Genomic DNA, 26,683 nt, shown 5'->3' with positions numbered 1-26,683 from the left:
TGGACTATTCTTGGCAGAATCCGAACCACGTTCCAGTAACGGTTCCACCGGTACGTAGGCGCACGGTTTGACACGGCCAGTCGGCGTAACGCGACGGGCAGCTACCTCGATCCACCGCCATCAGGTGGCTTCCCTACACTCGATCAACTCACGGTACGCGCGGCTGCCCAGACGGCCATTACGGCAGGCGGCAGCGCGAAAGGCTGGATCCGGCAGAGTGGCGACGGATCCAGCCGATCAACGCCCGCGTCAGGCTTACCGACGCGCAAAGAACGAATATGTCACTTTTCCATTAGTTCTATCGATAAGAAGCCAATGGGCCAGGAGGACTAGCCCTCAGGGCCGACTAAACTTGATCGGCGGGTGGCGACCGAACGGGACGATCCGATGCAGATGGATGAGTTGCAGCGCATGTTGCGCCAGGTCGAGCGGTCGGTGTTCCGTCTCGAAACGCTGAGTTCCTACACCGCACCTGGTGAGGCGGACCTGCTGCGCGACTTCCGCGAGGGCCTTCCCCTGCCCCCGCGTGGTCCAGAGAACGACCCTTGGCTACAGATGGTGGCGGACAGCGTGCAGGCCGGTAGGCGCTGGAGCCGCGTCCACGTACTGAGCCGCCCACTGTCGGATTATCTCCGCTTCGAGTTGCTGGGCTATCACGGAAACGTCGCAGCGGGCGAAGACGTGCGGATCGCCGACCGAGCGATAGCCGCTGATGAGCTAGGCGGGCTTACGTGCGACTTTTGGCTTCTCGATGACGTACTCGCGGTGAAGATGGTGTACGACGGGGAAGGTCGACGGGTGGCCATGGTGCCAACCAGCGACGTGGCGACCTTCATTCAACAGCGCGATCTTGCAATGACGTATTCGGTCGCGCTGCAGGGCTACCTGCCGTCGGTTCGGCACGAGTTGCGCAGATCCTGGTGAGCACAGCGATCGATGACCGGGCGACGCTCGCCGCCCAACTACGCGACCTCCGGGAGGAGGCCGGCCTGTCGACCACGCGCCTTGCCGCAACCTTGGGCTGGTCGCAGTCCAAGGTCTCCAAGATCGAAAACCGGCACACGAAGCCGTCCGTCTCCGATGTCCAGGCATGGACAGCCGCCACCAACGCGCCAAACGATGTAACCACCGAACTGGCAGACGTCGTTATGTGGGCCATCGCCGGCTGGGTGCGGAAGAAGTCGAAGTAGGCCGCTTCCTGGCCGTCCGCTAGGCGCGGCGGAGCCCTGGCCGCGGCAGCCCGGCGGGCGTAGCCGGGCCCAAGGCCTAGTCCGCTGAGCGGACTGACCACGGTCGCGATGGTGGTCCGGCCGGCGGCGGGTGCCCGGCCGGTTCTCCGACCAGCCGGCTGGCGCCCAGCTGCAATGCCTGACTAAAGTCAGGTATATGGACTCGGAGCTCACCGCCGCGGTGCGGCGGTTCAACCGGACGGTCACCCAGCGGGTGGGGGCGCTCGACGACGAGTACATGGCTCGCGGACGCCCTCTCGCACAGGCACGCCTGCTGTGGGAGATCGGCCCCGGCGGCGCCGAGGTCGCGGCGCTGCGGGCCCGGCTCGGGCTGGACTCGGGGTACCTGAGCCGCCTGCTGCGCACCCTGGAAGGCGACGGGCTCGTCACCGTCGGCCCGGCCGATCAGGCCGGCGGCGACGCACGGGTACGGGCCGCGGCGCTCACCGAGGCCGGGCAGGCCGAGTGGGTCGAACTCGACCAACGCTCCGACGAACTCGCCTGGTCGATCCTCGAACCACTCACCGAGCGACGCCGCGAACGGCTCACCGCGGCGATGGCCGAGGTCGAACGGCTGCTCGTCTCGTCGATGGTCGTCATCGAGCCGTGCCCGCCGAACGACCCCCGGGCCCGTGCCTGCGTGCGGGCCTACGCCCGCGATGTCACGCGACGGTTCGACGACGGGTTCGACCCGGCGCTGAGCAACCCGGTCCACGACGAGGAACTTCTCCCGCCCGCCGGCGTGTTCCTGCTTGCCACCCTCAACGCCGAGCCCGTCGCCTGCGGCGCGGTCAAGCTCCACCACGACGCACCCGCCGAGATCAAACGCGTCTGGGTGGGGGACACCGTACGTGGGCTCGGGATCGGGCGCCGGATGCTGAGTGAGCTGGAACGATACGCCGCCGAGCGGGGCTGGACCGCCGTCCGGCTGGACACCAATCGCAACCTCAGCGAGGCGATCGCGATGTACCGCTCGGCCGGCTACCACGAGATCGAGCCGTACAACGCCGAGCACTACGCCCACCACTGGTTCGAGAAACAGCTCACGGCGTGACGGTGCGCCCACCGGCCGCCCGCAGGACGGTGTGCGGGGCATCGACGCCTACCGCGACACATGGCCGCCGTTCTTCCGCTGGCTCGCCGGCGGGGCGGTCTTCGAGGTCGTCCGGCTCGAGGTGACCGCCGGCGCCGACGTGGCGTTCGCCCACGCGCTCCTGCGCTGCGGCGCGCCGGAGCACCTCGCCCGGCACCCCGACCAGCGGCTACGGATCACGCTCGGGCTGCGGAAGGAGGACGGGCGGTGGGTGGTCGGGCACGAGCACCACTCGTTCCCGCTTCTCGACGCCGCGGACACGTAGGACGAGAGCCCGCGGTGCCGGCACGGTCGTGAGGGGGCGGGCGGGGCCACGCCCCGCCCGCCCGGACAAAGCTTCCGGTTACTGAGCCACGACGATCATGTGGCCCTGGCCGGGGATCCCGTCCATGTTGGTCATGCTGTACATCTGGCTGGAGGAGGCCAGGTAGTGGTCATCGCGGGCCGGGTCCCAGACGATGAAGCTGTCGATGTCGTAGACGCCGTTGCTGTTCTTGATCCCGGAGTACCCCTGCACGACCAGGTAGTGCATGGTGTAGCGGTCGTCGTTGTTCCACCAGGGGATGTCCTTCGCCTGCACGACGATGGCGGCCGGCTGGTTCAGGTCGACCGAGGTGGCGAGCTTGTTCATCACGAACTTCCACTTGTCGCTGGACACGCCCTCGGCCGCGTAGTCGTGGTAGACGTACGGCTTAATCCCGGATTTGCCGGCGAGCTCGGCGTTGAGCACGTCGCGGACGTCCCACGGGTTGGTGCCGAGCGAGTCGGTGCCGAGCTTGCGGGCGTACCCGGCCTGGGTGTCCAGCGGCGTCTTGCCCAGCGACTTGAGGATCGCCTGCATCGCGGTCGGCCCGCACCAGGTGCCGGTCTGCTGCTGCTCGCCGTCGACGTTCATGGTGGCCACGCGCAGGGTGTGCTTCCAGCCGCCGTTGATCTCCAGGTCGGTCTGCAACACGGTTGTCCTGCTGTTGGTGGAGACGAAGCTCGACCCGTCGCAGGATCTGTCGTTGCTGAAGTACGCCGCCTGGCAGGTGTTCAACGTCAGATCACCGCCGGAGTCGATCATTGTGAGTTTGCCCCGCATGACCGCGGAGGTGCTCAGCGGCTGCACGTACAGGTGCGGCTTGACGTTGCTGCCGGAGAACTCGAGGCAGCCGGCGTAGTAGACGCCGGGGTACGCCGACTCGGCGCACAGCTCCTCGCCGATGTCGATGCCGTCGTTCTCGGCGTCCCGGTCGGAGCCCTTCTTGGTGCCCCACTTCACGTCGGTGGACGGGTCGGCGACCGGCGCCACCACGGCGTAGATGTTGTCGTAGGTGTGCACGGCGCCCGGGTTGTTCGGGTCGAACGGGCCGACCTTCTTCACGGTGTTGCCGTAGTTGCCTTCGATGGTGGTGATCCGGCCGTCGGGCAGCACGTCGACGACGACCCCGATGTGCTTGCTGGAGTAGTAGTCGTAGCCGTAGAGGACCACGTCACCGGGGCGGATGCTGGACTTGGAACGCAGCAGCCCGTGGTTGCGGCCCCAGGTCTCGAAGGTGCCGGAGTACGGGAAGTACACGTCGATACCGGCCTGCTGCCACGTCCAGGACGCGAACATGGAGCACCACGGGTCGCCGCACTTGACGGTGCCGTGATTGCCGTACGGGTTGCAGTTGTCGCCCCACTCGTCGGTGCCGAGCTGGCCGTAGGCGGCGTTGACGATCGCCGAGCGGACGTTCGAGGAGGCGACGCTGCCCGGGAGCGGGGTCGGCGGCACGGTCGGGTTGCCCGGCCCGCCGCTGGGCTTGGGGTCGTTGTCGCAGCGGGACAGGACGATGTCGACCGAGCCGGTGTAGATGTAGAAGTCGGGCACCCACAGGCCGTCGCTGGTCTTGTCCCAGATCGCCGAGCCGCCGTAGTTGAACTCGCCGTACGCCTGGCAGGTGATGGTGACGTAGCTGCCGCCGGGGTACTTGTCCCAGACGTTGCCGGAGCTGAGGCTCTTGCCGTAGTAGCCGTTGAGGGTGGTCTTGGCCAGGTAACGGTTCCCGCCGCCGCCGGAGGGGCCGTCGCTGTCGCACTGGCGCAGGACGATGCTGTTGGAGCCGGTGATGACGTAGAAGTCGGGCACCCACAGGCCATCGCTGGTCAGGTCCCAGATCGCGTTGCCGCCGTAGTTGACCTGGCCGTAGGCCTGGCACATGATCGTGATGTAGCTGCCCTCGTGGTACTTGTCCCAGACGTTGCCCGCGCTGAGGCTCTTCTCGTAGTAGCCGTTGAGCGTCGTGCGGATCTTGAACTGGGTGCCGCCGTTGGGGTTGGTGGCCACGCCGCCGCTGATGCCGATCGACGAGCACAGCGGCACGCCGCTGACGCGGCCGTCGGTGCCGGTGGTCACGTACGCGTCGGGCACCCAGTAGCCGTCGGTCGTGTAGATCCACAGCGTGGAGCCGCTGACGGCGACGCCGTAGTCCTGGCAGCGGATGTAGAGCGAGCTGCCGTCGGGGTAGGCGTCGACGCGAATCCGGTCGTTCGGGTCGGCGCTGCCGCGCCCGTCGATGGCGAACTTCACCGGGTACGGGCCGGAGTTGGAGCCGCCGCCCTTCGGGGTGCCGTTGATGCCGATGGAGAGGCACCGCGGGATACCCGCCACGAAACCGCTGGTGCCGGTCCGCACGTAGGCGTCGGGGATCCAGTAGCCCTCACGGGTGTAGTTCCAGATGGTGCTGCCGCCGGCGACCATGCCGGAGTCCTGGCAGCGCAGGTAGATCTGCTGACCGGTGAGGTACAGATCGGTCGCGGTGCGGTTGTTCGGGTCCATGCTGCCGCGACCGTCGATCGCCGTCGTGGCCGGGTACGGCCCGTAGAGCGGGAAGGTCGGATCGGCCTGTGCGGGGGACGCGATCGCCACGGCGGCCATCAGTGCCATGCAGGCACTGGCCGCGGTGGCGACCACGCGTTGCAAAGTGCGCAACGGTGAAGCTCCGTTCGGGGTGGTGGTGAGAGACCCCGGGCCCGGGCCGCCTCAGTTGATCATTAGGCCGGCTCAGGCTATCGACGAATGGTCCTACATGGAATCCCTGGTGCTGGTTCTTCCCCGGCCGGCGGGGGCTGTCACGGTCGCGCCCGGCCTCTGACCAGGTCGGCGGGGGTATCCAGATCGGACGGTGATCCGTCGCACGCTACCTGGGTCACCAGGTCGGCCCGGGCCCGCAGGAAGTCCCGGGCGCCGCGGTCCCCCGTCGCGTACTGCGGAAGCAGCGGCCAGGTGGCGCGGCCGAGCAGCACGGGGTGGCCCGGTTGGTCGGCGTATGCGGCGACGGCGACGACCGCACCGGCCGCGTACGCCGCCCGGACCCGGCGCACCGCGGTGGGGGTCAGCCAGGGCTGGTCGACGAGCACCACCACGGCCGCGCCAGCGCTGGCCGGCAGCGAGTCCAGGCCGCGCAGCAGTGAGCTGCCGAGACCGTCGCGCCAGTGCGGGTTGACCACCGGGACCGCGTCGGGCAACGCGGGAAGCCGGTCGGCGCCGGCTCCGACCACGACGTGCACCGGATCGCAGCCGCCGCTGCGTAGTAGCCGGACGGCTCGCCGGACCAGCGGTTCGCCGTGCCACTCGAGGAGCGCCTTCGGTCGGCCGAGCCGGCGTCCGGCGCCGGCGGCGAGCACCAGTCCGGCCACCGTCACCGCACTGCCGGCTCGGGTACGGCGGCTGGGTGGGTGGCGTGGATGGGCCCGGTCAGCTTGGCCAGTGGGAGGCCGGTGCCGCCGTGTCGCCAGGCGACCACCTCCGCGGCGATCGCCAACGCCGTCTCGGCCGGGCTGCGCCCGCCGAGGTCCAGCCCGGCAGGTGCGCGCAGCCGGGCCAGGTGTGCCTCGGGTACGCCGTCGGCGCGTAGCCGGGTCAGGCGGGCGGCGTGCGCCGCGCGGCTGCCGAGTACCGCGAGGTAGCCGGCCGGGGTGCGCAGTGCCGCGTGCAGCAGCGGGAGCTCGTAGCGGAGGTCGTGGCCGAGCAGGCAGAGCACCGTGTCGGCGGTGACCGGGGTGGCGGCGAGCAGGCGGTGGGGCCAGGCTCGGTGCACCTCGTGCGCCTCGGGCATCCGGGCGACGGTGGCGAACGCGGGTCGCGGGTCGCAGACGACGACGCGGTAGCCCAGGTCTGCGCCGATCCGGGCGAGCGCCGCGGCGACGGAGGTGGCGCCGAACAGGAGCATCCGCGGTGCGGCGGGCGCCACCTGGAACAGCACGCGCACGCCGGGGCGTTGGCCGTACCGCAGCACGACGGCGCCGGCGGGCAGTCCGGCCGCCTGGTCGAGCGCCCATCGGTCCAGGTCGTCGGTGCCGAGCGTGCCGTGGGTCCGGTCCCGTCGGATCAGCAGTTCGGCGGTGAACGGTGCCCGGCCGCCGATCACGGTCGCCACGGTGGCCGGGTCGTGGTCGGCGAGCGCGGTGAGGGAGCGTGCGGTGGGTCCGTCGGCGGTGACCCGGCGCAGTAGCACCTCGACGGTTCCGGCGCAGCCGGGCCGGGCCGGCCAGGGACCGTCTTCGCCCACCGGATAGCGGGCCAGCCGGGCCCGGCCGGTGCGCAGGGTCTCGGCCGCGGCGTCGAGCACGGCCGATTCGACGCACCCGGCGGGTACGCCTCCACGTACGTCGCCGGTCGGGTCGACGGCGAGCAGGTCGCCGGGGGTGGTGATGGCGCCCGCACTGCTGGCCACCACGGTCGCGAGTCCGAAGGGGATCGCGCGCCGTCGCCAGTCGCGGGCTGCGGCCAGGACCTCGCGCATGCCGCTCCACCGATCGCCGGTTTTGGGCTTCTGCCCATATTTGTCAGTAGATGTCGTGGTCAACGGTAGTCTGACGCGGTGCGGAGCGGGCGGGACAGCGGAAAACCGGCGGACGACGACTGGTCGTCCCGCGTCGCCCTCACCGTCAACGACGTCGATCACGACCTGACGTTGGACAACCGCACCACGCTGCTGGACGCCGTACGGGAACGGCTCGGCCTGACCGGCAGCAAGAAGGGCTGCGACCACGGCCAGTGCGGCTCGTGCACCGTGCTGCTCGACGGCCGGCGGGTCAAGAGCTGCCTGGTCCTGGCCGTGACGCTGGACGGCCACACGGTCGTCACCGTGGAAGGGCTCGCCGGCCCCGAGGGCCTCGCCCCGATCCAGGCCGCCTTCATCGCCCAGGACGCCTTCCAGTGCGGCTACTGCACGCCCGGGCAGCTCTGCTCCGCCCAGGGCATGCTCGACGAGGCGGCCCGCGACTGGCCCAGCGCGGTGACCGAAGACCTGGCCGCGCCCGTGCAGCTGACCGACCCGGAGATCCGGGAACGGATGAGCGGAAACCTGTGTCGCTGCGCGGCGTACCCGCACATCGTGGCCGCGGTCCGTGAGGCGGCGTCCCGATGAGGTCCTTCCGCTACCACCGGCCCGCCGACGTCGCCGAGGCCGTCGCCCTCCTCGACGCCGAGCCCGACGCCGCGTACCTGGCCGGCGGCACGAACCTGGTGGACCTGATGAAACTCGGCGTGCAACGGCCGACCCTGCTGGTCGACCTGACCCGGCTGCCGCTGGACACCGTGGAGGCCCTGCCCGACGGCGGAGTACGGATCGGCGCGACCGTGCGCAACAGCGACCTCGCCGCCCACCCGGTCATCCGGCGCGACTACCCCGTCCTCGCCCGGGCGCTGCTCGCCGCCGCCTCCGGCCAGCTGCGCAACATGGCCACCACCGGCGGCAACCTGCTGCAACGCACCCGTTGCGCCTACTTCCAGGACAGCGCCAAGGCGTGCAACAAGCGGGAGCCCGGCACCGGCTGCGCGGCACGGCACGGGCAGAACCGCGACCTGGCCGTACTCGGCTGGTCGGAGCACTGCGTGGCCACCCACCCGTCGGACATGGCGGTCGCCCTGGTCGCGCTCGACGCCGAGGTCGAGCTGCACGCACCGGACGGCCCCCGGCGGATCCCCCTCACCGACCTGCACCGGGAGCCCGGCGACCGGCCCGAGCAGGAGACCACGCTGCCCCGGGGCGCGCTGATCACCGCCGTACGACTGCCCCCGTCGCCGATCGCCCGCCGCTCGTCGTACCACAAGGCACGCGACCGGGCGTCGTTCGCCTTCGCCATCGGCTCGGTGGCCGCCGCCCTCGACCTGGCCGGCGACGTGGTCCGCGACGTCCGGCTGGCGTACGGGGCGGTGGCGCATCGCCCGTGGCGGGCCCACCGGGCGGAGCAGACGCTGCGCGGCCGGCCGTTCACCGCCGAGCTGGCCGCCCACGCCGCCGACACCGAACTCGCCGCCGCCCGCCCGCTGGAACACAACGCCTTCAAGGTGCCGCTGATCCGCAACCTCACCGTACGGGCGCTGACCGAACTGGCGGGCCGGTCGTGAGCGTCGAGGTGGGCGTGGCGCACCCCCGGCTGGAGGGCCGGGACAAGGTGACCGGTGCCGCCCGGTACGCCGTCGAGTTCCCGGCCGACGACGTGGCGTACGGCTGGGCGGTGCCGGCCAGCGCCGCCCGGGGCCGGATCACCCGGATCGACCCGGCCCCGGCGCTGGCCGTGCCCGGAGTGCTCGACGTGCTGCACCACGGCCACGCGCCGCGCCTGGTGCCCGGCGTGGACGCCACCCTGTTCCTGCTGCAGGACCCGGCCGTGCACTACCGGGGCGAACTGATCGCGGTCGTGGTGGCCGAGACCCTCGAAGCGGCCCGGGAGGGCGCCCGGCTGGTCCGCGTCGACTACGACACCGAACCGCACAGCACCGTCCTCACCGAGCACCACCCGGGCCTGTACCGGCCGGACAAGGTCAACCCCGGCTATCCGGCCGACACCGCCGACGGGGACTTCGACGCCGGCTTCGCCGCCGCGCAGATCCGCGTCGACGCCACCTACCGCACCCCGGCCTACCACAACAACCCGATGGAGCCGCACGCCGCCACCGCCCACTGGCAGGACGGGCGGCTCCTGGTGCACGACTCCAACCAGGGCTCGACCCCGGTCCAGACCACCCTCGCCGGGCTGTTCGGGCTCGCCCCGGAGGCGGTCCGGGTGATCACCGAACATGTCGGCGGCGGCTTCGGCAGCAAGGGGGCCGCCAAGGCGCCGGTGGTGCTCGCCGCGCTCGCCGCCCGGCAGGTGGGCCGGCCGGTCCGGCTCGCTCTGACCCGGCAGCAGCTCTTCGGCCCGATCGGGTACCGCACCCCGACCATCCAACGGATCCGCCTCGGCGCCGATCCTGACGGCACGATCACCGCGGTCTGCCACGACGCGATCAGCCAGACCTCGACGATCCACGAGTTCGCCGAGCAGACCGCCGTCTACACCCGCAGCATGTACGCCGGCTGCCACCGCCGCACCACGCACCGGGTGGTGCGGCTGGACGTGCCGACGCCGTTCTGGATGCGCGCCCCCGGCGAGTGCCCCGGCGCGTACGCGCTGGAGTCGGCGATGGACGAGCTGGCCACCGCCTGCGGCGTCGACCCGGTCGAGCTGCGCATCCGCAACGATCCCGCCGTCGACCCCGAGCAGGGGCAACCGTTCAGCAGCCGCAACCTGGTCGCCTGCCTGCGGGAAGGGGCCCGCCGGTTCGGCTGGGCCGACCGGGACCTGACGCCCGGCGTCCGGCGCGACGGGCGGTGGCTGGTGGGCACCGGGGTCGCCGGGGCGAGCTACCCGGCCCGGTCCCGGGCCGCCGCGGCGGCGGCCACCGCCGCCCCGAACGGCACCTTCGAGGTACGCATCAACGCCACCGACATCGGCACCGGCGCCCGTACGGCCCTGTGGCAGGTGGCCGTGGACGCCCTGGCGGTGCCCGCCGACCTGGTGGCGATCCGGATCGGCGACAGCGCGCTCCCCGCGGCCGGCGTGGCCGGTGGTTCCATGGGCACCGCCTCCTGGAGCTGGGCGGTCATCCGTGCCTGTGAGGCACTGCGCGAGCGGATCTGGAACTCGCCCGGCGGCCGGGTGCCGGCCGAAGGGCTGACCGTGGAGGTGAGCACCGCCGACGAGATCGGGGCCCAGCCGGCCCGGCCCCGGTACGCCTACGGCGCCCACTTCGTGGAGGTGCGGGTGGACGTCGACACCGGCGAGATCCGCGTCAGCCGGATGCTCGGCGTCTTCGCCGCCGGCCTGATCGTGAACCCGACCACCGCCCGCAGCCAGTTCATCGGCGGCATGACCATGGGCCTGTCGATGGCCCTGCACGAGGAGGGCCTGCTCGACGAGCGGTACGGCGACTGGGTCAACCACGACCTCGCCACCTACCACGTGAGCGCCTGCGCCGACGTCGAGCGGATCGAGGCGTACTGGCTGCCGGAGGAGGACGCCGAGCTGAACCCGGCCGGCGTGAAGGGCATCGGCGAGATCGGCATCGTGGGCAGCGCCGCCGCCGTCACCAACGCGGTGCACCACGCCACCGGCGTCCGGATCCGCGACCTGCCCGTACGGGCGGACAAGCTGCTGCACGTCCCGGCCACCCGGTGAGGCGGCGCCCGGTCGCGGCTCGTCCCTCCGCGCCCGTCGCCCGCCGTCCCACCTCGGCCGCGTCCGGTTCGCCGGAGTGTCACATCCGCCCGGCATGATGGCCGGATGATCGCGAGCTTCAAGGATCTGTGCCTGGACGCCGCCGACGCCCAGCGACTCGGCGCCTTCTGGGCCGGCATCCTCGACGGAGAGCTGGTCGACACCGGCGACGGCGACACCCGGATCGACCCCCGTGCCGCCACCGGCACGGCCGAGTCGATCTGGGTCAACACGGTGCCCGAGCCGCGTACCGGCAAGACCCGGGTCCACCTGGACCTGCGCCTGGCCGAGCCGGAACCGACCGCGCTGCTGGCCGCCGGCGCGCGGCTGGTCCACGAGCCGGACGCGGAGATCGACTGGTGGGTGCTGGCCGACCCGGAGGGCAACCAGTTCTGCGCGTTCGCGCCGCACAACGGCGCCCGACCGGGCGTGTTCGAGGTGGTCGTCGACAGCGCCGACCCGGCGGCCCAGGCCGCCTGGTGGGCCGGGGTGGTCGGCGGCCGGGTGGAGACCACCGCGGCGGGCGCCGCCTCGGTGGTGGGCGCGGACGGCTTCCCGTGGGAACGCTGGGTCTTCGACCCGGTGCCGGAACGCAAGCAGGTGAAGAACCGGGTGCACTGGGACGTCACCCTGGCCGGGCAGGACGTCACCGCGCTGATCACCGCCGGCGCCACCCTGCTCCACGAACCCACCGAACGCGCCCGTTGGTGGGTCATGGCCGACCCGGAGGGCAACGAGTTCTGCGCCTTCCTGCCACGTCCCAACCAGTGAGCGGCGAGGCTACCCGGCACCGGCCGGGTCGACTACCGTTCCGGTAGCTCCAGCAGCCAGCGCGTCGCCGTCGAAGTCGATACGCCTCCGGCCGACCCCAGCCCGCCCGTTCGGTTGGTTCTCGCGCGAACTCGACTCCGCCGTACCACCGGTTGGGCAGGATCGTCCCAACGAGGAGGTGCCGTCGTGCAGGACACCCGCGCTCTCGCCCTGACGTTCGAGGTGAGCGGCCTGCCCCCGGTCAAGACCGAGGCCCTGTCCATCTTCGCCGCCGGCCACCGGCAGGCGGCGAGGGTCCGCACGCTGCTCCAGGCCGCCTGCACGGCGGCCCAGCGCACCGGGTGGACCCCGCTCGCCGGTCCGGTCGAGGTGGACCTGACCCTGCGCTGCCCGCCCGGGCACCGCACCTCCGACGCCAGCACCCTGCTCGGCGGGGTGTGCGCGGTGCTCCAGGACAAGAAGCGGGTGGCGAACATCGGCCTGGCCCACCTCGGGGTGCTGGTCGACGTCGCCCTCTACGACGACGACCGGCAGATCCGCCGGCTGTCGTACGCCGAGGAGCCGGCGGAGGAATTCTCGTACCAGATCCGAGTGGCCGCCGTACCGGCGGTGGTTTGACCGACGGCCGCGGTGGGGTATCGCGGACGCCGAAAGGAAGGGAGCGCCAGTGTCGGAGCCACATGTCACGCTCGACCCGGGCGGGCTGGACCCGGTGCAGCGGAAGCTGCGCGGCCCGCTGGAGGATCAGCTGACCTCGGCCCTGCAGGCGGCCACCGAACGGGTCCGCGCCAGCTACGAGGGCGAGCCCGTCGAGGAGGTCTGCCGTCGGCTGCTCGACGAGACCCGCGCCGGCCTGCACCCCGACATCGCCGCCGGTTTCCAGCCGGACATGGACGAGTTCTGCCGGGTGGCCGTGGCGATCGTCCGGGGCGAGGTCGCCTGAGCCACGCGTGCGGCGACCGGACCAACGCCGGCACGCACTGAGTTCCGTCGTAGCGCCAACCGCCTCGGCGGTCACGCCGCCAGCGGATCGAACCGCCGGTTGGTTGCCCTGCGGGTGGGGACCTGCGCCACCGCGGCCAACTCGGCGGCGTAGTCCCGGACCAGCGCCGGCAGCCGATAGTCGCCGTGACCGTCCCGCTGCGCCAGGTGCGCGTCGACCAGGTCGTCCAGCGCGCGGTGCACCCGTTGCGGGGAGACCCCGAGCTGGGTCGCGGCCGTCTCCAGCGGCGTGTCCGGCTGCGCGGCGAGCAGTTCGAGCATCCGGACGGCCACCTCGTCGTCGGAGCGGACCGCGGCCACCCCGGTGGCCAGGCTCGCCCGCACCGACAGATCCTCGTACGCCAGCAGGTCCAGCCGGCCCCGCCCGTCGCCCAGCTCGCCGACCAGCGCGGACAGCGGCGTCCCGGGCCGCCGGCCCAGCCGGGCCCCGGCGATCCGCAGCGCCAGCACCGAGCCCCCGCAGAGGCGTACCAGGTCGGCGGCGGCCGCCGGCTCGGCGGCCAGCCGCTCCGGTCCGGCGAACGCGGCCAGCAGGTCGCGGGCCTGCGTGACCCCCACGGGACGCAGCGCCACCCGGCGTACGCCGTCCAGGCTGTCCAGGTGCCGCTGGGCGACCGCGATCAGCGCCGGGCCGGGGCCGGCCGGAAGCAGCGGGCGCACCTGGGCCGCCCGGCTGACCCCGTCGACGACCAGCAGCAGCCGCCGCCCGGCCACCAGGGAGCGGAACCAGCCGGCCCGCTCGTCGGTCTTCTCGGGGACGTCGGCGGCGGGCACGCCGAGCGCGCGCAGCACCCGGGCCAGCACCTCCCCAGCCTTCACCGAGGTCCGGTAGCCGAGGTCCACGAAGACCTGCCCGTCGGGGAACTCGGCGGAGACGGCGTGCCCGGCACGGACCGCGAGGGTGGTCTTGCCGCTACCGGCGGCGCCGGTGACGACCACCGCGGCCAGTGCCCCGGCGGTCACGGTCGCCACCACGTCGGCGGTCTCCCGGGTACGCCCGACATAGGTCACCGGGTCGGCCGGCAGTTCCCGGGGCACCGCCCAGCCGACGGCGGGTCGCCTCTCGACCACCGGCACCGGCGCGGTGACGACCCCCGTTTCCGGCGACACGTACGACAGCTCCGGCGCCCGGTCCAGCATGGCCCGGTGCAGGTTGGCCAGCTCCTCACCGGGCTCGAGGCCGAGCTGCTCGCCGAGGACGGCCCGGGCGTCCCGGTAGACGGTGAGCGCGGCCGGCACGTCGCCGCACCGGTAGAGGGCGAGCATCAGCTGCCCCCAGGCCCGCTCCCGGAGCGGGTGGGCGGCCAGGTGCCCACGCAGCTCGGACAGCAGGTGAGCGTGCTCACCGGCGGCCAGCCGCGCCTCGGCCAGTTCCTCGAAGACCCGCAGCCGCTGCTCGTCGAGGCTGGACCACCAGTTGTCCAGGGTGGTGCCGCGGGGCAGCCCCTCGGCGGGGCCTCCGCGCCACTGCGCCAGCGCTGCGGTCAGGGTGCGGATGGCGTTGGCCGGGTCGGCCGAGGCGAGCAACGCCTGCCCCTCTCCGGCCAGTCGTTGGAACTCGGTGACGTCCAGCTCGTGCGGCGCGAGCCGCAGCTCGTACGCCTGTGGCCGGGCGACCAGCCGGTCGCCCAACGTGCGACGCAGGCCGGCGGCGTGAGTCCGCAGATTCGCCGTGGCGGAGGCCGGCGGGTTGTCCGACCAGACCATCTGGGCCAGCCGGGGCAGCGAGACCGAGCGGTTCGCCTCGCTCGCCAATCCGGCGAGGACCGCACGGCGCTTCGCCGCGCCGGGCGTGACGACCTGGCCGCCGACGACGAGTTCCACCGTGCCGAGTAGTCGAATCTGAAGTTCCATCCTCGCCGCTCCCCCGTTGAGCCTCGACTGGCCGATCAGGCTAAGTGCCCGCTTCCCTGGCCAACAAGGCACAAATCAGACAGTTGAGCGTGATGAACATCAATACGCTTATACGGCGTGTCTCGGTAACAAAAACGCCGCCGGGAACGCCCCCGGCGGCTCATGACGGAAAGTTACTGGCTCCACGGCCTCGCATTCCGGCCCTTGCGCTCGTGATATCCCACCGTTTCCGCGCGAAACCCCTCTGCACGGCGACCGCTTCCAGCCCACACCGAAGAAAGATCCACGCCAAGCAGTCGAAGCGGCAGCAGCGCGACCCTTACGGTCCGTCATCATCTGCCGGATGGGTGACCGCGGCGGTCCAGTCGGCCGCCGGCAGCTGGCGTTAGGTACTGGTGGCACACAGCCGAACAGACGAGCAGGCAGTCGCCCCGCATCGGGTGACCCGCCAACCCACTGTCCGCAATGGCCGACGGGGAGCCCAGCAGCTCCCGCCCTCAGCCGCCTCAGAGGAGACACGTCTCGGCCTCCTCGCGCCCCTCGACGCCACGGTGCACCCCGGCCCATGGTCCTTCAGCGCTCAGGGTGCCAACAGGTCAGAGACTGTCCTCAACTCGGTCGGGTTCCAATGAACTCACGCTTTCCGGATTGCGTGGGCTTGAGTCGGCGTCACAAACGGTCACGCCACCATCGGTGCTGTACCAGCGGAGCCTTGCCAGTTCGGCCGCCACAGCAACGAAGGGTCCACCCCTGTTGCCAGGGATGGACCCTTCACCCGATCAACGGTTAACGCTTCTCGTCTTCACCTTCATTTTCAAAGGCCTCACACAAAACTAGGCCACTAATGAACGCATCGAATGAGTCGGCAACTTGCCAGGGAACCCTGTCTTCACCGACGTATACAACCGTCGGCTCCCCATCCGATCCGCACTTAGAGTAGTCAAGCATGACCGTGTCAGGACCTGCCATAGGCGTTATCCCGATCACAACGCCAATGTTGGGATAGCCCCACTCCGAGATCAGGTCGGCGGACTGAGCGTCGATCCCCTCCTCGTATCCGATGCCCATGATGACGTCCACGCCGAAGTGGTCAGCAGCCCAGGACGTTCGAAAACTCGTTGGATAACAGCTGTTCTTCAGAACACCACCGTTCTGCTGAGAGATCACCTCCACATAGCTTCGCGGAAGCCGAACTCCGAGCGTTTCCTCAGCACGACGAACCATGTCCTCGGTCACCGATGGTCCAATCCAGGGGGACGGACCTTCTTCGAATGGGGGAGTCATTTCAGGCCACAACTTTCAGCATATCGAGGCACCGCCGGTATGACCGGTCTTGGCATGTATGGCCATATTAACCAGTTGCATCCGCCCGCAGTCCTGATGATGGTGCCACGTCCACGTGCCCTTCCTGTATGCCTCTGTGATACCTGCGGCTTGATCCGCAAGTCTGAAGTCCTTCTTCGAATCACCGGTCAGCGTGATGAAAACATCCGGAACACTTGGATCCTTGTGCGCCGAGAAGTCTGGGAAGCCCTGAGAATCGAAAGGAACATTCGTCTTGGGGTGAGTGCCGCCGGCAAGATGCGCGTTCCTCGGGCCTACGGGCGCGCCACCGGTGGCACACGTGCAGCTGGTCTTGTGCCCGCCTACCGTACCTCCGCAGTTGTGGACCAGCAGTGGAGTGTCGTTGGCGACCACATAGTAGCTGTGGACGCCGTCAACGGTGAGGTTGTGGACCCGCTCGCGCTTGACCGTGCGCTTGATTGCGGTGACTTGGACCCAATCACCGGCAGCGGTTTGCAGCCACATGCCGGGCTTGAGCTGCCCAGCCTTGGCCCAGACGCCAGTGTCGGGAAGCCAGACCAGGTGAGCGTCGGTCGAGGTGATACTGCCGGTCTTCGTGCCGGCCTCACCATCGACGTCGACCGTGAAGGTGATGAAGGTCTTCAGGCCTTCGACGCTTCGTACGTCGGTGACGGTCCGGAGCTGATTCTCGCCGGACTCGACATCGGTGGCCAGAACGCCGTCGCCCACCTTCAGCTGCTCGATCTCCTTAGCGCTGCCATCGGCCATCACGACCTTTGTTCCAGGAACGAAGCTGTTTGGCTTGATGAGGCAGGAGTCCTCCGGCGTGTTCTGCTTCGGAGCCGTCGGGTTGTCGGTCTTCGGCTTCGGTGAAGTGGTCGGTGCCTTGGTGGCATCGGTCCCGGCCGCCACGCTCTTCTCGATGCTCTTGGCGTTTTCGGCTGCCTTCTCGATGTCTCGGGCGGTGTCGATGCCGTCGGCGATCTTCTTACCCGTCTTGGCCAGCTTCGCCGCGGCCACCGCGTTCCCTGCCAGGGGGATCGCCGAGGCCATGGACATCGCCGCGTCGACGTAGTTGCCTTCGGCGAGGTACCAGATGCCGTTGGCGACGTCGGCGACCTCACCGATCACCGGCACCATGCCGGCGACGTCCAGGGCGGCGTGGCCGATGTCCGACCACGACATCCCGAACAGGTGCCCGTCCAGCTCGATGAAGCTGATCGGGTTACCGCCGGCGAACGCGTACCGGTTACCGGTGAACGGGTCCATCGCCAGACCCATGTCGGCCAGGGCACCGCCGTAGGAGTCCCGCGTCAGGAACCGGTTCAGGCCGGGGTCGTAGTTACGGAACCCCATGTCGTACGTGCCCGAGCCCGCGTCCCAGCGGGAGGCGTTGAACCGGAACGCGTTGTACGGCTCCTCGCCCTCCGACGCCGCGCCCGGCTTGTCCACACCCGTGAACTGCGACTCGTCGTCCTTGCCGTACGCCGTGTACCCGTACGTCGCGCGGGTGTTGCCGTTCTCCTTCGTGATGCCGATGACGTCACCACGCGGCCGGTAGATGAACTGCGAGTACTCCCGGCTGCCGTCATCCTTGTGCTTGATCTGGGTCAACTGCTGACCCCACGGCGCGTACTGGTACGACTTGGTCGCCTTACCGGCGACCTCCTCACGCAGCACCTGGTTGTCCATCCCCAGGTACGTGAACAGCGTCGTCTTACCGGCCGTCGTCTGCGACACCGTCCGGTCGAACGGGTCGTACACGTAGGTCGTCGACTTCGCGTTCGCGCCGACACCGGCGGTGGTCTTCGCCGTGCGGTCGAAGCCGTCGTAGTAGTACTTCTGCGCCCGCTCACCGCCGACCGACACCGTGTCGAGCCGACCCAGCGGGTCGTAGTTGTACGTCGACGTCACCCCAGCCGTGGTGGTGGAGTGCAGCCGGTTCCGGTCGAACTTGCTGGTGCTGGTCACGCCCTCGACGGTCTGCGACACCGTGTTGCCGTTGGCGTCGTAGACGTACGTCTCCGTCGAGCTGCTGTCGCCGGTCTTGTCGAGCCGGCTGATCCGGTCCTGCGGGTCGTAGGTGAAGGTGTAGGTGTTGTCGATGTAGTCCGACGAGTTGTCGGCGTTCATCAACTTGAGCACGTCCCGCGACGGGTGCCCGTTGGCCTGGTACTCCAACGTGTGCTCCGCGACCGTGGCGCCGCCGGAGGTCTTCTCCAACTGGTGCCTGGTGGCGCCGTCGAGGTAGTACTCGAAGTCCACGGTGTTGCCGTTGGGCTTGATCTGCTTGAGCAGCTGCCCGCGGGCGGTGTACGTGAACGTCGAGATCTGCTGGTTGCCCGCCGTCGGCGAATCGGCGTTGGTCACCTTGGCGACCATGTCCCGCTCGTCGTACTCGATCTTCGACCAGGTCAGGTCGTGGGTCGAGGTGAGCGGGTTGCCGTTGTCGTCGTACGTCAGCGCCGTGGTGTTCTTCGGCGTCGAGTCGGTGACGCCGGTGAACTCCTTGACGGTGGAGATCTGGTTGAGCTGGTCGTAGGCGATGTCGTACCGGCTCATCTTCGCGCCCGGGCTGAGGTCCTTGACCTCGACCAGCAACCCGTTCGGGTTGTACCGGTAGGTGAACTCCTTCTTCTCGTTGTCGACCTCGGCGGCGTTGTCCCGCACCAGCTTGACCGCGTCGGCGAGCACCTTGCCCGTCGCCTGGTCGGTGACGGTGATCTTCTGGATGCCGTCCTCGGCGAAGGAGTAGCTGCCCAGACTGATCCAGGTGCCGGTGTTCTGGGTCTGGTTCACCGTCTTGGTGACGCTGCCACCGTTGTGGGTGATGGTGAACTTCGCGTCCGTCGCGGCGCCGCTGACCTGCGGGTGCCGGACGAACACCTCGTAGTTGCCGTCGCGGGGGACGTTCAGCTGCCAGTTGAACTGGGCCGAGCCGCTGCCCGCCGGGGCGGTGGCCACGTCGTAGCCCCACTGCCCGGCCGCACCGCCGTTGCTCCAGGTGCCCTGGCTCGCGGTGTTGTTGGAGTCGGAGTTGTCGACCAGGATCACGTCCTTGCCGACCGGCAGGCCGTCCTCCGAGCGTCCCCTCTCGTTGCCGGACTGGTAGTAGTCCCAGGTCATCGTCCGGGTGACGGACCCGCCGGCCGAGGTCAGCGTGTTCTTGGTCTGCTGGCCCAGGTCGTTGTAGTCGTACGAGTTGACGATGTTCCACGGGTCGGTGGACGTCTTGGTCCACCCGTTGTCGTAGTAGGTGTACTCGGTGTCGTTGCGGACCGCCTGCCCCTCGGACGGGGGTGCGCTGACCTTCGTCAGGTTGCCGATGTCGTCGTAGGTGTAGAAGGTCTTGTCGGGGGTGTTGTAGCGGCTGTCGTCCTTGTCGTAGGACGACCACTCCTCCTTCTTGCGGTTGAGCGCGTCGTAGACGGTCACCACGGAGAAGTCGTCGGCGTCCTCCGGCGTGTTCACGCCACGCGGCGTGATCGCCTTCGTCTGGTTGCCGACCTGGTCGTACTCGTACCTGGTGGTGCGGTAGGTGATGTTGCCGGCACCGTCCTTGGTGTGCGGCACCCTCGACTCGATCAGCGCGCCACGGTCGTCGTACTTCGTCAGCGACTCGTTGCCCTCGGCGTCGGTGGACCCGAGGGTCAGCCCGTCCTTGTCGTACCGCGCGGTGGTGAACTTGCCGAGCGCGTCGATGGTCTTCACGACCCGGTGGTTCCAGTCGTACTCGAACTTGGACGTGAAGTCGTCCGCCGCGCTGGCGGTCTTCTTCGCGTCGTACAACACCGTGACGTTGCCGACGTTGTCGTACTCCGACTTCACCTTCTGGCCGAGGCCGTTGGTGACCTCGATCGGCTGGTAGATCGCGTCGTACTTGGTGGTCGTGGTGTAGTCGCCCACCTCGGAGGTCAGGTTGCCCTGCGGCTCCGTGACCGTGACAACGTTGCCGACCTTGTCGTACGTCGTGGTGGTCCTGCGGTCCGGGTCCGTCGGCTCGTCCTTCGGCGCGAGCGTCTCGGTCACCTGGTCGGCCTCGTCGTAGACCGAGGTCGACACCGCACCGTTGGCCGCGTACGCCGTGGTGATGTTGTCGTTCGGGTCGTAGACCGGAGCCTTGGTGGTGATGTAGCGGTTCTTGGCCGCGTCCATCGGCTCCACCTTGGTGGTGGGTCGCCCGAAGCTGTCGTATGCCTGGGTGACCTTGGCTTCCTTGCCGTTCTTGACCTCAAGGACGTTGCCCCGGTCGTCGTACGTGAAGTACGAGAGCCCGTTGCCGGCGTCCTTGATCTTCGTCGGGTAGCCGCTGGCGTGGAAGTCGAGGTACTCCGTGGTGTTGCCGTTGGCGTCCTTGGTGGCGACGAGCTGGCCCCAGTCGTCGTAGGTGTTCCGGCTCGTGTAGTCGCCATCGGTCGCCGTGGTGTTGCCCACCGGGTCGGTGACCGTCTCGACGTCACCCTCGGCCGTGTACGTGAAGGTCCACTTGCGCCCCTCCGAGCTGGTCTTGCTGACCACCTCAGCCACGTACCCGTTGAGCTGGCGTTGGTAGGTCAGCACCGTGCCCGGCCAGCCGTTGCGGACCGCCTCGGCGTCCCTGACCAGCGTCGGGTAGCCGGTCTTCGGGTCGTACGCCCAGGTCGAGACCGCGCCGTTGGCCTCCTCCAGCCGGATGACGTTGTGGTCGTCGTCCCAGCCGAGCTTGGTGGTCTCGTTCTTGGCGTTGGTGGTCTGGTACGCCCGGCCGTAGCCGTCCAGCAGGTACTGGGTGGCGTGGTTCTCGGCGTCGGTGACCGTGGCGTTGATGTTGCTGCCCTGCGGGCCGTCCGGGTCGACGTAGTCGAACTGGGTCAGCTGGTCGAGCCGGTCGGTGTAGGACTTGGTGGTCCAGTGGAACTTCGGGTCGTCGCCGGTCTTGGGGTAGTTGTAGACCAGGTTGGTGGCGTTGCCCCGCGGGTCGGTGGTCTTGACCAGCTTGACGTTCTTGTTGCCCTGCGTCATGTCGTAGGCGAACTTGAACGTCTTCGGCGCGCCGTTGGTGGAGCCGGCGCCGTCAACCAGCTCACCGAGCAGACCCTTGTCCGTGTAGGTGAGGGTGAGCTTGCGTCCCGAGATGTCGGTGATCTGCGAGATGTGATCGATGATCTTCGGGTTGGTCAGCTTGGTCGCCGACTTGCGGGTCCAGGTGGTGTCGTCGATGTAGTCGTAGTCCTGGCCCTTGACGTAGTAGTCGATGGTCAGGGTCTTCCGACCGGTCGGGTCGGTGATGTACTTCAGGAACTTGGTCGGAGCGTTGTTGGACTTGCGCTCCTCGTAGGTGAAGAGCATCTCGTTGCCGTTGTTGTCCACGATGCTCGACAGGAAGCCCTCGCAGTCGTAGAAGAACTGCGTACGGTCCGGCCGGGTGAGCGTCCACGCCTTCGGCTCGTCCGTGTTGGGCTTGCAGTTCACGCTGGGGTGCTTCTGCAGATAGAGGTGCACACCCTTGGGGCTCTTCCACTCGTTCGCGGCGGCGTCCCAGGTGAACCAGTGGCTGGTGCCGTCACCGTCGGTCAGCGTGACCTTGGTGGGGTTCGGGTTCGGGTGGAAGTCCAGCGGGGCACCGAGGCGCATCATCGACGACGCCTGCAGCGACCAGCCGTAGCCCGCGACCGTGTCGGACGTGTCGAGGGAGTTGTAGGCCAGGCGGACAAACGTGGACAGGCCCCGAGAGGGGTTGTTGAGCGCGTTGTACGACCAGACCGTGTTGCCGGAGTAGAGGTTGTTCATCAACGTGCCGCCGGCACCGGTGTTCTTCCCCGCGTACGAGTAGAACTTCTCCAGGCCCAGCTGGTCGGAGGTCGGCTCCTCCACTGCCACGTTCTGCGGCAGCGGTTGGATCGGCGTGGTCTCCGACAGCTTCTTGCCGGTCACCTTGTTGTGCAGGTCCCACTGCAGCACGTAGTCGGTGCGCTGGTTCCCGTCCGTCGACGACGGCGGGGTCTTCACCTGCGCCGCCACGTCGAGCGTGCCACCGGCCGGCACGCTCTTCGGCAGCGCGGTCTTCAGCTCGTAGCTCGCGTCCGCGGCGTCGGTGACACCGTCGGCCCGCTTCCAGTCGTACGCCAACTCCCAGTCGGACGGGTTCCACGCCGCCAGGGTCGGGTTCGACAGCGTCACCGGCACCGTGTACGTGGAGTTCGGCGTGGTCAGGGCTGGCGTCGAGGCCGCGTAGTACGTCGACTCCGCGGTCTGCTCCAGGTAGGTGACCTCCAGCGTCGGGCGCAGCATCGGCTCCTGCGCCTCGGACGACAGCAGCATCGCCCGCGCGGTCTGGTTCACCTCGTCCCGCTGCCGCAGCAGCAGACCGAAGTTGCTCGCCGAGTTCTTCACCCAACCGTCGGCGGCCGGGGTCACGTCCCAGGCGATCCACTTCGGGTCGTTGGTGAACCCGTTGTTGCTGGCCTTCCAGGAGGTGTCGTAGTCACCACCCGGGGAGGTCCAGGCGTTGGTCCCGTCGTAGCTGTTCCAGGTCGCCTTGGTCTCGGTGAAGTTCTTGGTCAGCTTGTAGACGTCGACGTACTCGTCGGTGTCCGTGCCCGGGAAGAGCTCGGCGTTGTACATCCGCAGCTCGGCGTCGACGACTTTGGCGTCGGTCGGGATGCCGGCCAGCGCCGGGAACTTCACCAGGCCGCGGGTGTCGCCGTAGTACGTCGAGTTGTTGCCCGGACTGACGAAAGGTTCGGTGTCGTAGACGTCCACGTTCTCCGTCGGGCGGGCCTGGGAGAGCGTGGTGTCCGTGATGTCGGTGCGGTAGATCCGGGTGATCTGGCCGGCCTTCGGCAGGATCGCCGACTGGGTGGGGCCGGCGATGAGCTGCCCGTCGCGGGTCTTCACCGCGACCATGTAGTAGTAGAACTTCCGGGCCAGTGGATCGGTGTTGTCCGCCGCCGTCGGGATCGCCGTGGTGTCCTGGTACGTGAGGGTGCTCGTGGACACCGGCGCGATCAGGGTCGCCGCCGACGGGGTGAAGCTCTGGTAGATACTGCGGTGCACCTGGTACTCGACCGCGTCGTCCGTCGAGTTCGAAGACGGGTCCACGTACGCCGGCCAGTCCAGCACGGCGCCCGTGGAGGTGAGCGTGGTGGGCGGGTTGACCGCCACGCCCGGCCGCCCGTAGGTGATGACCAGCTTCGGCAGGTTGTAGTCCCGGCGGGCGTTGTTGTAGGCGTACTCGGAGCCCTCGAAGATCGGACCGCCGCGCCCCTTCTTGCCTTCGTCGACCGCCTTGACCATGAACCCGTGGTTCGCGGTGCCGTTGACCCAGTCCTGCACCACGTTGCGGACCGGGAACGAGCTCCACTCGTTGGTGACGGCCCTCTTCTTGGTGGCCGCACCCCACTTGGTGAACCGCACCGCGTCGGCGATGACCGACTTGTTGGCGACGTCGCCGAGGACGACCTTGCCGGTGGTGCCCGCCGCGAACGGGTGCACGCCGAGGGTCTTCCACTCGCCGAGCCCGCTGCCGGTCTGGTCGACGTTGTAGGTCTTCGACCCGCCGTTGTAGTAGACCGTGTAGGGCGCGTTCGTCGGCCGGTCGGCCTCCGTGACGAAGTGCACCTCGACCTGGTAGTTGCCCGCCTCGGTGAGGGTCGGCACCCAGGTGTGGGTGTGCCCGGTCGTGGCGTCGTTGTTGTAGCGGTAGTCGCCGTTGACGGCCAGCGGGGTCAGGTCGGCGTTGCCCGAGTACGACCAGGTACCGACCACCGACGTGCCGGCATCGCCGTCGTCCTGGGTGACCATGTTGCCGGCCGGCTGATCGGCCATGTTGGTGCTCGTGTTTTCCCAGGTCGCGGCGCTCTCGGTCCACGGCTTGGTGATCCGCCGGGCCTCCATGGCCACGTCGAAGCCCCAGGCGTAGTGGCTCTGCGAGTAGTACATCTGCAGCTGCGCGTCGTCGATCGGCGTGTTCCGCGGTATCGAGCCGACGTCGAACTTGACCAGCGACCGGTACGAGTTCGCGGCGTCCGTGCCGACCTTCAGCTGGTAGCTGTCGCTGTAGTTGGTGGTGGGGGCGCCGGAGTAGATCGTGACGTTCTGCGCGTCGGTCGGCACCGGCTGCAGCTTGATCGTCGGGTCGATCACCACCGGGTAGACCCGGGCCTTGTCGGCCAGCCAGCCGGCGTCGGCGGTGATGGTGACGGTTGACGTGCCGCCGGACTGGGACAGCTTCTGGGTGACCTTGTCGCTCCACACCTTGCCGTGCGGCGAGGACGCGTCGTCCTTGCTGTCGAACATGAACGGCGCCGGCATCACGAACACCGGCGCGCCGCCGTCCCGGCCGAGGAACGCGATCGAGCCGTCCTTGCGCTGCTGTGCGGTCAGGCCCGCGGTGTCGAGGGTGAACGTGTACGACACCGCACCGGCCGGCGCCTTACGCAGGACGATCTGCTCCTTGAGCGCGCTGCTGCTCACGTCGTAGACCACGTCCGCGCCACCGGCCACACCCGGGTAGGTCACCGTCGACCCGGACACCTTCGGCGTGACCGCCTTCGACGTGCCCGCCAGGCCCAGCTCGATGCTGCGCCCGTCCCGCTCGAAGCGGACCAACTCGTCGGAGCTTTCCCCGAACAGGCTGCTGAAGCTGTTGCTCCGGTTGCCCTGTACGTATCCGCGCTCGTTGACCGCCCGGACCGCGGTGTCGATGGGCCGCCAGTTGCCCTTGCCGTCCCGGTAGTGCAGCGGCACCGCGGAGATCTCCGCCTGCAACCGCCCGTCCGACAGCTGATGGACCGTGCTGTTCTCGGTGCGCTTGCCGGGCAGCTCCTTGACCCGCTTCTGCGCCGGCCACTTCTGGCCGGCAAGGGGCTTCTCGTTCCGGAACAGCCCGGCGCTGACCACCTCGGGCTTCGCCCGGTGGCTGCCCCCGTCGACCAGGCCGCGCGCCGCGTCACCGAGGCGGTTCAGCAGCCCGCGGTCGTCCTTCGCGCTCTCTGCGGCCTGGCCGTTTGCGGCGGGGTTGCGGTCCGGTAGGACCGCCGCCCCGCCCAGCGTGGCCACCATGGCCAGCGCCAGGCCCCCGATCAGGGGACCTCGTGATGATCTCCTCACCCGTTACCCTCCGGTCAACTCTGCTGACAGGACGGGTAGAGGCTAGGAACAATCGATACACGCCGGGCTATCTCTCAGCTACTCCCCGGCACGCTCCGGCAGTGCCAGGAGTCAGCCGCTGAGGTCGAGCGACTTCACCACGACCAGCGCGACGAGCAGCGCAGCGAGCCCGACCGCCACCGCCACCTGCACCGCGGTCCGCCGCTTCGCCGGCGCGTACGCCATGCCGACCGCGACGGCGCCGCCGGTGAGCAGGCCGCCCAGGTGCCCCTCCCACGAGGTCCAGCCCGCGGTGAGGACCATCCAGAGGACGAACGAGATCAACAAGCGGTTGCGGTCGATCGGGTGGTGGTGCAGGCGTCGGGTGAGGACGAGGTAGCAGCCGACCAGCCCGTAGCCGGCACCCGAGGCGCCCACGACCGACTGGTACGGGTCGACGAGGAAGGCCAGCACCGACCCGCCGAGCGCGGCGAGCAGGTAGACGGCGAGGTAGCGCAGGTGGCCCAGACTGTCCTCGATGAACCGGCCGAGCAGCCAGATCCAGTACAGATTGAAGACGATGTGCAGGATGCCGAACGTGCCCTGGGTGGGCAGCAGGTGCAGGAAGGTCGAGGTGATCAGCCGGTACCACTCGCCGTGCGCGATGCCGATCGGCGTGTATCCCGGATACGCGGTGCCGTCGTCGAGGTACCGCTGGCCGCTGCCGTCGACGAGCCCGCTGCCGAGCCCGTCGAACCGGTCCATGATCGCCGGGTGGGCCAGCTCGACCAGGTAGGCCAGCACGATCAGCCCGATCAGCAGGTACGTCACCAGCGGCCGGTTGACCGGACGGCCGCCGAACACCGTACGGGCCTGACGGACGGTGCGGTTGTCCTCGCGTACGCACTCCGGGCACCGGTGCCCCACCGGTGCCTCGCGCATGCAGTCGGGGCAGATGTGGCGGTCGCAGCGGGTGCAGCGCAGCAGGGTTTCCCGGCGGGGGTGCCGGTAGCAGGTGGTGGTGGCCGCCTCGTCGGCCGGCGGCTCGCCGGTGCTGATCGGTTCCATGGGGGTGTCCGGTCCTGGGTCTCGGTGGGCTGGTCAGTAGCGATCGAGGTGCTGGACGGGCGTCAGGACGACGTGCGGCGACGCGTCCGGGTCAAGCCAGGTCAGCACCTCGACCAGGTGCTCGTGCGACAGGCTCACGCAACCGGCAGTGGCGTTGCCGTCGACCTTGCTGAACTCGTGCAGGAAGATGCCGCTGCCCGCGTCGGGCACCGGCGCTCCGACCGTCGGTGGCATGTTGTACGTGATCACCGCGAAGTGCGTGTAGGCCGGGTCCTCCCGCCAGAGCGCCTCGCTGTGCCCGCCCGGGTTCGTGGCCGACCGCTGGAAGCTGTTGTAGTGCGGGGAGGCGGGGTCGGCGTTCCACCACTCGTCGGCGGCCACCCGGTGGTACGGGTAGCGGACGCCCGGGTCCGCGGCGATGCCGTACATCATCGGGCCGATGGCGTAGACGCCGGTGGGCGTGGTCGGCACGCCCTCGACGTGGTGATCGCTGAACCCGTCGGCGCCGATCCGCGCCGGCCGGGACGGACCGAGCGGGCTCCAGCCGTCGTCGACCTTCGCGTACGCCCGCAGGGTGGCGTGGGTGGTGCGGTAGCCGTCCCCGGTGACGACGACGGCCTGCCGCGCGCCCGGCGGCAGGGTGGTCAGCTGGACGCTGGTCGGGTTCACGCGGAAGATCCTCGCACGTGGCCGGGGACCGCGACATGCCGCGAGCGGCGGCCGGGCAGGGCGGGCCCGGACCGGCGGAGCGGGTCAGGACCGGGGCCGCAACTCCCCGGCC

Annotated in this window: 17 protein-coding genes and 1 pseudogene; 10 read left to right on the top strand and 8 right to left on the bottom strand. The window is 69.4% G+C overall.

The window, feature by feature from the left end; translation table 11 throughout:
• Positions 1–363: 363 nt before the first annotated feature.
• From ACIRG9_RS26610 to ACIRG9_RS26595, 4 genes and pseudogenes are all read left to right on the top strand, one after another.
• On the top strand, positions 364–924 hold the full coding sequence (locus ACIRG9_RS26610) for a DUF6879 family protein (protein ID WP_402861393.1): 561 nt from the start codon (positions 364–366) through the stop codon (positions 922–924).
• The gene (locus ACIRG9_RS26605) at positions 921–1,190 is read left to right on the top strand and encodes a helix-turn-helix domain-containing protein (protein ID WP_402861390.1); all 270 of its coding nucleotides are present in this window, start codon (positions 921–923) and stop codon (positions 1,188–1,190) included. The genes ACIRG9_RS26610 and ACIRG9_RS26605 overlap by 4 nt, the downstream gene beginning before the upstream one ends.
• A gap of 196 nt (positions 1,191–1,386) precedes the next feature.
• Complete coding sequence (locus tag ACIRG9_RS26600; RefSeq protein ID WP_402861387.1) at positions 1,387–2,283, top strand: GNAT family N-acetyltransferase; 897 nt, start codon at positions 1,387–1,389, stop codon at positions 2,281–2,283.
• A gap of 19 nt (positions 2,284–2,302) precedes the next feature.
• Positions 2,303–2,581: pseudogene (locus ACIRG9_RS26595) on the top strand (nuclear transport factor 2 family protein); the annotation flags it as partial.
• 84 nt (positions 2,582–2,665) lie between these two features.
• Here ACIRG9_RS26595 and ACIRG9_RS26590 read toward each other — a convergent pair.
• The 3 genes from ACIRG9_RS26590 to ACIRG9_RS26580 form a co-directional block, all read right to left on the bottom strand.
• Positions 2,666–5,278: a C39 family peptidase gene (locus ACIRG9_RS26590; protein WP_402861384.1), complete on the bottom strand. Its 2,613-nt coding sequence runs from the start codon at positions 5,276–5,278 to the stop codon at positions 2,666–2,668.
• A gap of 140 nt (positions 5,279–5,418) precedes the next feature.
• A complete protein-coding gene (locus tag ACIRG9_RS26585) occupies positions 5,419–5,985 on the bottom strand; it encodes an NTP transferase domain-containing protein (RefSeq protein WP_402861381.1) in 567 nt (188 codons plus the stop codon).
• A gap of 2 nt (positions 5,986–5,987) precedes the next feature.
• Positions 5,988–7,091: an XdhC family protein gene (locus tag ACIRG9_RS26580; RefSeq protein WP_402861378.1), complete on the bottom strand. Its 1,104-nt coding sequence runs from the start codon at positions 7,089–7,091 to the stop codon at positions 5,988–5,990.
• A gap of 78 nt (positions 7,092–7,169) precedes the next feature.
• Between ACIRG9_RS26580 and ACIRG9_RS26575 the strand changes: the two genes are divergently transcribed.
• The 6 genes from ACIRG9_RS26575 (at position 7,170) to ACIRG9_RS26550 (ending at position 12,547) form a co-directional block, all read left to right on the top strand.
• Entirely contained in the window at positions 7,170–7,718 is a 549-nt protein-coding gene (locus tag ACIRG9_RS26575) for a 2Fe-2S iron-sulfur cluster-binding protein (RefSeq protein WP_402861375.1), read from the top strand.
• On the top strand, positions 7,715–8,701 hold the full coding sequence (locus ACIRG9_RS26570; RefSeq protein ID WP_402861372.1) for an FAD binding domain-containing protein: 987 nt from the start codon (positions 7,715–7,717) through the stop codon (positions 8,699–8,701). Before ACIRG9_RS26575 ends, ACIRG9_RS26570 begins: the two co-directional genes overlap by 4 nt.
• Positions 8,698–10,794 carry a xanthine dehydrogenase family protein molybdopterin-binding subunit gene (locus ACIRG9_RS26565; RefSeq protein WP_402861369.1) on the top strand — a complete coding sequence of 699 codons (2,097 nt, stop codon included), beginning with the start codon at positions 8,698–8,700 and terminating at the stop codon, positions 10,792–10,794. Before ACIRG9_RS26570 ends, ACIRG9_RS26565 begins: the two co-directional genes overlap by 4 nt.
• A gap of 105 nt (positions 10,795–10,899) precedes the next feature.
• Positions 10,900–11,604 (top strand): VOC family protein, encoded by a 705-nt coding sequence (locus ACIRG9_RS26560; protein ID WP_402861366.1) that lies wholly within the window; start codon positions 10,900–10,902, stop codon positions 11,602–11,604.
• Positions 11,605–11,790: 186 nt separating this feature from the next.
• Positions 11,791–12,222: a hypothetical protein gene (locus ACIRG9_RS26555; RefSeq protein ID WP_402861363.1), complete on the top strand. Its 432-nt coding sequence runs from the start codon at positions 11,791–11,793 to the stop codon at positions 12,220–12,222.
• A 49-nt stretch (positions 12,223–12,271) separates the two neighbouring features.
• Complete coding sequence (locus tag ACIRG9_RS26550; protein ID WP_402861360.1) at positions 12,272–12,547, top strand: hypothetical protein; 276 nt, start codon at positions 12,272–12,274, stop codon at positions 12,545–12,547.
• A gap of 71 nt (positions 12,548–12,618) precedes the next feature.
• Here the strand turns inward: ACIRG9_RS26550 and ACIRG9_RS26545 are convergent, their stop codons facing one another.
• The 5 genes from ACIRG9_RS26545 to ACIRG9_RS26525 form a co-directional block, all read right to left on the bottom strand.
• Complete coding sequence (locus ACIRG9_RS26545; protein WP_402861357.1) at positions 12,619–14,460, bottom strand: BTAD domain-containing putative transcriptional regulator; 1,842 nt, start codon at positions 14,458–14,460, stop codon at positions 12,619–12,621.
• Between the two features lie 786 nt (positions 14,461–15,246).
• Positions 15,247–15,696 (bottom strand): SMI1/KNR4 family protein, encoded by a 450-nt coding sequence (locus tag ACIRG9_RS26540; protein WP_402861354.1) that lies wholly within the window; start codon positions 15,694–15,696, stop codon positions 15,247–15,249.
• Positions 15,697–15,759: 63 nt separating this feature from the next.
• Positions 15,760–24,855 (bottom strand): DNRLRE domain-containing protein, encoded by a 9,096-nt coding sequence (locus ACIRG9_RS26535; protein ID WP_402861351.1) that lies wholly within the window; start codon positions 24,853–24,855, stop codon positions 15,760–15,762.
• A gap of 111 nt (positions 24,856–24,966) precedes the next feature.
• Positions 24,967–25,902 (bottom strand): rhomboid family intramembrane serine protease, encoded by a 936-nt coding sequence (locus tag ACIRG9_RS26530; RefSeq protein ID WP_402861349.1) that lies wholly within the window; start codon positions 25,900–25,902, stop codon positions 24,967–24,969.
• A 33-nt stretch (positions 25,903–25,935) separates the two neighbouring features.
• The gene (locus ACIRG9_RS26525) at positions 25,936–26,571 is read right to left on the bottom strand and encodes a L,D-transpeptidase (protein ID WP_402861347.1); all 636 of its coding nucleotides are present in this window, start codon (positions 26,569–26,571) and stop codon (positions 25,936–25,938) included.
• Positions 26,572–26,683: the final 112 nt, after the last annotated feature.

Origin of the sequence: Micromonospora sp. NPDC093277, assembly GCF_044765245.1 — a bacterium.
Classification (GTDB): Bacteria; Actinomycetota; Actinomycetes; order Mycobacteriales; family Micromonosporaceae; genus Micromonospora.
This window is presented reverse-complemented; position numbering and strand designations above follow the sequence as displayed.